The sequence below is a fragment of the Micromonospora sp. 4G55 genome (assembly GCF_016803375.1).
This window is the reverse complement of record NZ_JAEVHN010000290.1, coordinates 1-7,462: the sequence shown is the minus strand read 5'-3', so window position 1 is coordinate 7,462 and position 7,462 is coordinate 1. Positions and strand designations below refer to the sequence as shown.

General features: G+C 69.2%; 6 protein-coding genes, 1 tRNA gene, 1 rRNA gene and 1 pseudogene. 1 reads left to right on the top strand and 8 read right to left on the bottom strand.

Annotation, left to right across the window (positions count from 1 at the left end):
* Nucleotides 1-229, bottom strand: a 16S ribosomal RNA gene (locus tag JNW89_RS21635); the annotation flags it as partial.
* Between the two features lie 651 nt (nucleotides 230-880).
* On the opposite strand from JNW89_RS21635, the gene JNW89_RS21630 reads away from it, so the two are divergent.
* The gene (locus tag JNW89_RS21630) at nucleotides 881-1,108 is read left to right on the top strand and encodes a hypothetical protein (protein WP_238450288.1); all 228 of its coding nucleotides are present in this window, start codon (nucleotides 881-883) and stop codon (nucleotides 1,106-1,108) included.
* Nucleotides 1,109-1,115: 7 nt separating this feature from the next.
* Here the strand turns inward: JNW89_RS21630 and JNW89_RS21625 are convergent.
* From JNW89_RS21625 to JNW89_RS21595, 7 genes and pseudogenes are all read right to left on the bottom strand, one after another.
* Nucleotides 1,116-1,912, bottom strand: a pseudogene (locus JNW89_RS21625) (carbon-nitrogen hydrolase family protein).
* Between the two features lie 39 nt (nucleotides 1,913-1,951).
* A complete protein-coding gene (locus tag JNW89_RS21620; RefSeq protein ID WP_238450287.1) occupies nucleotides 1,952-2,785 on the bottom strand; it encodes an EamA family transporter in 834 nt (277 codons plus the stop codon).
* Nucleotides 2,786-2,894: 109 nt separating this feature from the next.
* The gene (gene clpX, locus JNW89_RS21615) at nucleotides 2,895-4,190 is read right to left on the bottom strand and encodes an ATP-dependent Clp protease ATP-binding subunit ClpX (protein WP_238450286.1); all 1,296 of its coding nucleotides are present in this window, start codon (nucleotides 4,188-4,190) and stop codon (nucleotides 2,895-2,897) included.
* Nucleotides 4,191-4,401: 211 nt separating this feature from the next.
* Complete coding sequence (locus tag JNW89_RS21610) at nucleotides 4,402-5,064, bottom strand: ATP-dependent Clp protease proteolytic subunit (RefSeq protein ID WP_210776026.1); 663 nt, start codon at nucleotides 5,062-5,064, stop codon at nucleotides 4,402-4,404.
* Between the two features lie 10 nt (nucleotides 5,065-5,074).
* Complete coding sequence (locus JNW89_RS21605; protein WP_088960728.1) at nucleotides 5,075-5,716, bottom strand: ATP-dependent Clp protease proteolytic subunit; 642 nt, start codon at nucleotides 5,714-5,716, stop codon at nucleotides 5,075-5,077.
* A gap of 171 nt (nucleotides 5,717-5,887) precedes the next feature.
* Complete coding sequence (gene tig / locus JNW89_RS21600) at nucleotides 5,888-7,240, bottom strand: trigger factor (protein WP_238450285.1); 1,353 nt, start codon at nucleotides 7,238-7,240, stop codon at nucleotides 5,888-5,890.
* Between the two features lie 148 nt (nucleotides 7,241-7,388).
* A tRNA-Pro gene (locus tag JNW89_RS21595) sits at nucleotides 7,389-7,462 on the bottom strand.

Genomic DNA, 7,462 nt, shown 5'->3' with positions numbered 1-7,462 from the left:
GCGAGCCCATCCCAGGCCGAAAAACTTTCCACCACCGGTCATGCGACCGGAGGTCATATTCGGTATTAGCCCCCGTTTCCGAGGGTTATCCCAAAGCCTAGGGCAGGTTGCTCACGTGTTACTCACCCGTTCGCCGCTCGAGTACCCCGAAGGGCCTTTCCGCTCGACTTGCATGTGTTAAGCACGCCGCCAGCGTTCGTCCTGAGCCAGGATCAAAACTCTCCAACAAAAACTTTGTCGAAAAACTGTCCTGACAACAAAAGTGTTGCCAAAGGAATCCCAACCAGCCGAAACCTAAGCCTCGACCAGTCCGGGGTATAAATCATAATTGGCACTGGCTTTACAAGCACCCTGTTGAGTTCTCAAAGAACAACCACACACCATCCGAAAGCCCCACACCGTGGAACCCCCGTCCGGGGCAACCTCTCTAACTTACCGGGTCCGACTTTCGCTGTCAACCTCGTGTTTGAGGTAATCAACTTGGTGCGGCCCGATCCACGCTGACGCTCACCGTATCCGGTGGTCGTTTCTGGCGTGGGAAGTCGGCAAGACCGGCCGATCGCCGCTTCGCGGCCACCCGCCCGGCTCCCTGCCGGCTTTCGCACTCTACCCGGCCGGTTTCGCGATCGCAACCCCGTCTCCGGAGTGTCTCGCACCGCCCGCGCCTCAGTCTCGCTCGGCGTCTCCGCCACGAGCCTGGCGCCCGCTCTCGGCCGGTTTGTCCGGCCTCCCGCGTGCAGAGAGAAAGTTACGCGGACTGCCCCGGATAAGGCAAATCAATGATCGTCATTGGCGGGTCCCGCGTGCGGTCCGGTGCCGCGCCGGCGTACCCGATCGGATCGGCGCGCCGGTGGGCCGGCGGCGTGCCAGAGTGGCTGCCATGGATCCCGTGTCCCGATCCCCCGCGGTCACCCTCGCCGACGAGGCGCTGCTCGGACTCCTGGCGCCCTTCTGGCAGCTGGTGATCGCCGCGGTCGTGCTCGCCGTCGTCGTGCTCTCCACCGCCCGGCTGGCCCGGCGCGGCCGCTCCCGGATGACCACCGCGTTGCTCGTCACCGCCGCGGCGATCGTCGGCCTCACCCTGATCGGCGTGCTCGTCCAGGGATGACCGGCACTCAGAGCCGGCGGTTGGCGAGGCTGGGCAGCTCGGTACGGATGGTGTGCAGGCGGTCGAGGTCCAGGTCGACCACCGTCAGCCCGGGGCCGTCGGGCACCTGACCGAGCACCGTCCCCCACGGGTCGACCACCATGCTGCGCCCGAAGCAGGTGCGCTCCGGCTCGTGGTCACCGATCTGACCGGCGGCGGCCACGAAGCACTGGTTCTCGATGGCCCGCGCCCGCAGCAGCACCTCCCAGTGGTCCCGGCCGGTGTGCATCATGAACGCGGCCGGCACGACCAGGAGCTGCGCTCCCCCGTCGACGGCCAGCAGCCGGTAGAGCTCGGGGAAGCGCAGGTCGTAGCAGATCGACAGGCCGACCCGCAGACCCTCGACGTCGACCACCACCGGCTGGTCGCCCGGGGCGACCGTCGCCGATTCGAGGTACGACACCCGCCCCGGGATCTCCACGTCGTACAGGTGAATCTTCCGGTAGCTGGCGGCGAGCGCGCCGGAGCGGTCGAACACCAGCGAGGTGTTCCAGGTGTGCGCCGGATCCGGGCCGCCTCGTGGAACGAGCCCGCCACCACCCAGATGCCGAGCCGCTCGGCGACGCCGGCGAAGAAGGTGCCCACCGTGCCGTCCACCGGCTCCGGCTCCGGCATCCCCTTGCCCGGGCCGAGGTAGTCGACGTACTCCGGGAGGACCGCGAGATCCGCGCCGGCCGCGGCGGCCCTGACCAGCAGGGCCTCGGCGGCGGCCAGGTTGGCCGCCCGGTCGTCGCGGGCGTTGAGCTGGCAGACGGCGACGCGCATGCAGATCAGGGTACGGGCGGACGACGGCCGGGAACAGCGTCAGACGCTGGCGAGCACCAGGGCGCCGGCGGCGAACCCGAGGCCGGCCAGCTGCACCAGCCGGAGCCGTTCCCGGTCCACCGCGAGCGCGAGCAGCACGGTGCTGGCCGGGTAGAGCGCCGCGATCGCGGCGATCACGCTCAGGTGGCCACGGGCCGCGGCGGCCAGGTAGAGCGCGTTCGCCGCGCTGTCGAGCAGGCCGGCGGCGGCCGCCCAGCCGAGTACCCGCGGGCCGATCCGCAGGCGCACGCCGGTGCCGACCGCGAGCGCGACACCGAAGGCGATGGAGCTCAGCCGCAGCGCCAGCACCGGCCACATGCCGGCGGCCGGACCGGCCTGGCCGAGCAGGGCGAAGAAGACGCCGAAGAGCGCCCCGGCGGTGAGCGCCAGCCCGATCACACGGGTGGAGACCGCCCCGCGGGCGCCACCCTCGCCGAGGCTGACCAGGGCGATGGCGAGCACGGCCAGCCCCGCCCCGCAGAGCGCGAGGGTGCCCGGCCAGCGGGCGGTCAGCAGGCCGGCGATGATCGGCACCACCGCGGCGGTGATCGCCGTGACCGGCGCCACCACGGCCATCATCCCGGCGGCGAGGGCGCGGTAGAGCAGCATCACCCCGGCGGCGCCGGCGACGCCCGCACCGAGCCCCCACGCGAGGTCGACGGCGGTGGGGGTGCCGGGTACCACCAGCACCAGCAGGAGCAGCAGCGGCACGCTCAACACCTGGGAGACCACGGTGACGGCGACCGGGTCGGCGCGGCGGGACGCCTTGCCGCCGGAGAAGTCGGCCGTGCCGAACGCGACCGCGGACACCGCCGCGAGCATGATGGGGAACATCGGACGGTCCTACCAGACGACAGGCGGACCCGGCCAGTGTGATCCCGTACCGAACGACGGCACGGCCACCAGTGGTGGCCGTGCCGTCGTCGTCAGTGTGGTGCGCCGGTCAGGCGGACTTCTCCTCGCGCTCCCGGCGGGCCCGGCGGCCGGTGAACTCCCGCGGGACGATCGTCGGGTTGACGTTCTCCAGGACCACCTCGCGGGTGATCAGCACGCGGGCGGCGTCCGGGTTGCTCGGCACCTCGTACATCGTGGAGAGCAGGACCTCCTCGATGATGGCGCGCAGGCCACGGGCACCGGTGCCGCGCAGCATCGCCTGGTCGGCGATCGCCTCCAGCGCCGGCTCGTCGAACTCCAACTCGACCCCGTCCAGCTCGAAGAGCCGCTGGTACTGCTTGACCAGCGCGTTGCGCGGCTCGGTGAGGATCCGGACCAGGGCGCTGCGGTCCAGGCTGCGCACGTTGGTGATCACCGGCAGCCGGCCGACGAACTCGGGGATCAGCCCGAACTTGAGCATGTCCTCCGGCATCACCTGGCTGAAGATGTCGTCGGTCGACCGCTCGGAGACCGACCGGAGCCGGGCGCCGAAGCCGGTGCCGCCGTGGCCGGTGCGGGCCTCGATGATCTGGTCGAGCCCGGCGAAGGCGCCACCGCAGATGAACAGCACGTTGGTGGTGTCGATCTGGATGAACTCCTGGTGCGGGTGCTTGCGCCCGCCCTGCGGCGGCACGTTGGCCACCGTGCCTTCCAGCATCTTCAGCAGCGCCTGCTGCACGCCCTCGCCGGAGACGTCCCGGGTGATCGACGGGTTCTCCGACTTACGGGCGATCTTGTCGACCTCGTCGATGTAGATGATGCCGGTCTCGGCGCGCTTGATGTCGTAGTCCGCGGCCTGGATCAGCTTGAGGAGGATGTTCTCCACGTCCTCGCCGACGTACCCGGCCTCGGTCAGCGCGGTGGCGTCGGCGATGGCGAAGGGGACGTTCAGCATCCGGGCCAGCGTCTGCGCCAGGTGGGTCTTGCCGCAACCCGTCGGGCCGAGCAGCAGGATGTTGGACTTGGCCAGCTCGACGGTGTCGCTGCCGGAACCCGGCGCGCCGGCCGCCTCGGCCTGGATCCGCTTGTAGTGGTTGTAGACCGCGACGGCGAGCGCCTTCTTGGCCTGGTCCTGACCGACGACGTAGTTGTCGAGGAACTGGCAGATCTCCATCGGCTTGGGAAGCTCTTCCCACTTCACCTCGCCGGACTCGGCCAGCTCCTCCTCGATGATCTCGTTGCAGAGATCGATGCACTCGTCGCAGATGTAGACCCCTGGGCCCGCGATGAGTTTCTTGACCTGCTTCTGCGACTTGCCACAGAAGGAGCACTTCAGTAGGTCGCCGCCGTCACCGATCCGTGCCACCTACGTTCTCCCTGCACTCGTCGGCCGGAACGCCGGCCCTGACCTGCGGGCGCCGCGCGCCCGTCCGTCTCGATCCCTGCCGCCGGCCCGACCCGGCCCAGCGGTACGGAACCGACGTTACCCGCTGGCGGAGGTTTCTCCGACCCCCAAAACGGGTGTGTCAGAGGTCGGCCGGAAACGACGCTCCGACCGACCTCCGACCCGGTACTGCTCAGGTAGCGGCCTGGGCCGCCAGGAGACCCTTCTTGCGGCTGGTCAGGATCGTGTCGACCAGCCCGTACTCCTTGGCCTCCTCGGCCGTCATGATCTTGTCCCGGTCGATGTCCTTGCGGACCTGCTCGATCGGGCGGTTGCAGTGCCGGGAGAGCATGTCCTCCAGCTGGGTCCGCATCCGCAGGATCTCCCGGGCCTGGATCTCGATGTCCGAGCCCTGCCCGTAGCCGCCCTCGGTGGCCGGCTGGTGGATGATGATCCGCGAGTTCGGCAGCGCCATCCGCTTGCCCGGGGTGCCGGCCGACAGCAGGACCGCCGCCGCGCTGGCCGCCTGACCCAGGCAGACGGTGGAGATGTCCGGGCGGACGTACTGCATGGTGTCGTAGATCGCCGTCATCGCGGTGAACGAGCCACCCGGCGAGTTGATGTACATGATGATGTCGCGGTCCGGGTCGGTGCCCTCGAGCGTCAGCAGCTGCGCCATCACGTCGTTGGCGGACGCGTCGTCCACCTGGACGCCGAGGAAGATGATCCGGTCCTCGAAGAGCTTGTTGTACGGGTTGGACTCCTTGACCCCGTATGACGTGCGCTCGACGAACGACGGCAGCACGTAGCGGTTGTGCACGGCCGCGAACTGGGGCGGCAGGCTCAGATCGGTCATCGTCAGCTCCTCAGCTCAGGGTCCCGGCGCCATCCGGAACCTGAGCGGCCCCGATGATCACCTTGTCGATGAAGCCGTAGTCCATGGCCTCCTGGGCGGTGAACCAACGATCCCGGTCCGAGTCCGCCTCGATCTGCGCCTGGCTCTGGCCGGTGTGGTGCGCGACCCGCTCCTGGAACATCCGCTTGGTGTAGAGCATCTGCTCGGCCTGGATCGCGATGTCGGAGGCCGTGCCGCCGAGACCACCGGACGGCTGGTGCATCATGATCCGCGCGTGCGGGAGGGCGTACCGCTTGCCCTTCGTGCCGGCGCAGAGCAGCAGCTGGCCCATGGAGGCCGCCATACCCATCGCCACGGTCGACACGTCGTTGTCGATGAACTGCATGGTGTCGTAGATCGCCATGCCGGAGTAGACCGAGCCACCCGGCGAGTTGATCCAGAGGTTGATGTCGCGGTCCGGGTCCTCCGCCGCGAGCAGCAGCAGCTGCGCGCAGATGCGGTTGGCGACCTGGTCGGTCACCTCGCTGCCCAGGAAAATGATCCGCTCCTTGAGCAACCGGTTGTAGACCGAGTCGTCGAGGTTGCCAATGGAGTCGCCACCGCGGGCCTCGATCGCCCGGAGCGACTTCTTGGGGATGTGCATGTCGGTCATGGCAGCCCTTCGCTCTCCGTACCGTCCTCCCCGACACTAACCGCTCAGCCGGGTGATCGACTCCCGGTCGGGGCACTGTTCGCTCTCAGCGCAGTTGTGCCTCGACGTACCCGGAAAACGGTTTCGGCCGCCGTCCACCGCAACGGGCGGACGGCGGCCTACCGGGGAAGATCAGTGCTCGTGGTCGTGCTCGTGCGCCTGCTCGCTCTCGGCCCGCAGCGCCTCGAGGGTGACCTCGTTGCCGGCGGTGTCCTTGATCTTGATCTTCTCCATGACCGCGGCGAGGGCCTTGCCACGCCGCACGTCACCGAAGACGGCGGCGGCCGCGCCGGAGCGCACCAGCTGGTCGTAGTACTGCTGCGGCGCCATGCCGGCCCGCTGCGCGCGGTGGACGATCTCGTGGCCGAACTCGTCGTCGGAGACCTGGACGTCCTCGGCGTCGGCCAGCGTGTCCAGCAGGAGCTGGATCTTGACGCCCTCGGTCGCCGCCTCGTTCAGCTCGGCGTCGATCTGCTCCTCGGTCTTCTCCTCGGCGGCGAGGTACTCCTCCAGCGAGGCGCCGATCCGCTCCAGCTGGTCGATCATCGCCGCCTTGCGGCTCTCGACCTCCTCGCGGACGACACCCTCCGGCGCCGGCACCTCGGCGGCCGCGACGAGCTGCTCCAGGGCCTTGTCCCGGGCGGCGTAGATCTGCTCGACCCGCTTGCCCCGGGTGACCCGCTCGCGCAGGTCGTCACGGAGCTCGGCGATGGTGTCGAACTCGCTGGCCATCTGGGCGAAGTCGTCGTCGAGCTCCGGCAGCTCCTTCTCCTTGACCGTGCGGACGGTCACCGCCACCTCGGCGTCCCGGCCGGCGAAGTCGCCGCCCACGAGCTGGGTGGTGAAGGTGGTGCTCTCGCCGGCGGCGAGGCCGACCACGGCCTCGTCCAGCCCCGGCAGGAGCTGCTTGCTGCCGACCTCGTGCGAGATGTTGCTGGCCGACCCGCCCGGCACCTCCTCGCCGTCGACGGTGGCGTTCAGGTCGATCTGGACGTAGTCGCCCTCCTGGGCGGCCCGCTCGACCGTCTTGAGGGTGGCGAACCGCTCGCGCAGGCTCTTGACCTGCTCGTCGATCTCGCTGTCGTCGATCTGCAGCTCGTCCACGGTCACCTCGACGGTGGCCGGGTCCGGCAGGGTGATCTCCGGGCGGACGTCGACCTCGGCGGTGAAGTTGAGCGAGTCACCGTCGTTGAACTCGGTGATCTCGACCTCCGGGCGGCCGAGGGTCTTCAGGTCGTGCTCACGGACCGCCGCGAGGATGTTCTGCGGAATGGCCTCCTGCACCGCCTCGTTGAGGACGGTGCCCCGGCCCACCCGCTGGTCGATGACGGCGGTCGGCACCTTGCCCCGGCGGAAGCCGGGAACCTGCACCTGCGAACCGATCTCCCGGTACGCCTTCTTGAGGCTCGGCTCGAGCTCGACGAACGGCACCTCGATGGCGAGCCGCACGCGCGTCGGGCTCAGAGTCTCGACGGTGCTCTTCACAGGCGTACTCCTTGACGGATCTCAGTTTGAGTCTGGGCGTGTTTGCGCGCATCGAGTGTAGGCGAGCCGGGCTGCTGCTCCGGCAGCGCCCGGGTACCGCGCGACAAAAATCGGCGACGGCCCGGGCAACCCGGCCGGCGGACGACAGTCGGGGTGGCGGGATTTGAACCCACGGCCCCTCGCTCCCAAAGCGAGTGCGCTACCAAGCTGCGCCACACCCCG